Origin of the sequence: Nocardia sp. NPDC060220, assembly GCF_042727815.1 — a bacterium.
In the GTDB taxonomy this organism is placed as follows: Bacteria; Actinomycetota; Actinomycetes; order Mycobacteriales; family Mycobacteriaceae; genus Nocardia.
On the sequence record NZ_JBHWZY010001279.1, the window covers coordinates 1 to 1,349 of the forward strand.

General features: G+C 62.2%; 1 protein-coding gene and 1 pseudogene. Both read left to right on the forward strand.

All coding sequences use genetic code 11. The features are described from left to right. On the forward strand, positions 1-789 hold a 789-nt coding region (locus ACFWF3_RS36035; RefSeq protein ID WP_379318647.1), incomplete at its 5' end, for a cytochrome P450. Positions 790-915: 126 nt separating this feature from the next. Next, positions 916-1,349: pseudogene (locus ACFWF3_RS36040) on the forward strand (acetyl-CoA C-acyltransferase); the annotation flags it as partial.

Below are 1,349 nucleotides of genomic sequence, written 5' to 3' on the forward strand. Positions count from 1 at the left end.
GTGAATTTCCCGCTGTACGTGATCATGTCGTTGCTCGGGGTGCCCGAGTCGGATTTTCCGCTGATGTTGAAGCTGACTCAGGAATTGGTGGGTAGTGACGACGACGAGCTGAAGCGAGCGACGCCGCCGGATGAGGCGATGAACGCGTTGGTGGAGATGTTCACCTTCTTCCAGGCGCTGACCGAATCGCGGCGGGCGAACCCGACCGATGACCTGGCGTCGATGATCGCGAACGCGAAGGTCGACGGCGAACCGTTGTCGGATGTGGACATTGTTTCGTATTACGCGATTATCGCGACCGCGGGCCACGATACGACGAGTAGCAGTATCTCGGGTGGTGTGCGGGCGCTGATCGAACATCCCGATCAGTTGGATCGGTTGCGGGCTGATCCAGGTCTGATGCCGGGCGCTGTCGAAGAGATCATCCGGTGGGTGACGCCGGTGAAGGCGTTCATGCGTACCGCTGCTGAGGATTCGGTCGTCAACGGGGTTTCGATCCCGGCCGGTGATTCGTTGTTGCTGTCCTACGCTTCGGCCAATCGTGACGAGGACGTTTTCGAAGATCCCTTCCGGTTCGATATCGGGCGTGAGCCGAACAAGCATGTGGCGTTCGGTTATGGTGTGCATTTTTGTTTGGGTGCGGGGTTGGCGCGGATGGAGATCAGCAAGTTCTTGGGGGAGTTGTTGCCGCGTTTGCGGTCGATCGAGTTGGCGGGGGAGCCGGAGTTGACGGCGACGACGTTCGTGGGTGGGTTGAAGCATTTGCCGATACGTTTCACCATCGACTGACCGAATACCTGTGCCTCACCTGGCCGCCGATACCGGCGCCGTGCGCACAGAACACGACTCGAAATTCATCGGAATACACACGAGGCCGCACCGAGGGGTGCGGCCGGAACACAGAGGTTGAGAACTATGCCCAAACCAGTCATCGTCAGTGCGGTCCGAACCGCGATCGCGCGATCGTTCAAGGGCGCGCTCGTGAATGTGGCGTCGGAGACGCTCGCCATCGAGATCCTCACCGAGGCCGTTCGGCGCTCGGGCATCGACCCGACCCACATCGACGACGTGATCCTCGCCGAGCTGAACTACGGCGGCGGGGACCTCGCCCGGCACGCGGCTGTGGCCGCGGGGATGCTGAACGTGCCAGGCCAAGCAGTCAATCGGCACTGCGCGGGCAGTCTCACCTCGATCGCGAACGCGGCCGCGCACATCGGTGTCGGGATGGAACGGGTGATCGTGGCCGGTGGCGTGCAATCACTGTCGACGGCTCCCCTGATGAAGTGGCGGGTGCCGGGGTCGGGGCCCGAGCTCGAATTCAAGGAGCCGTGGATTCCCCCGTCGCACCC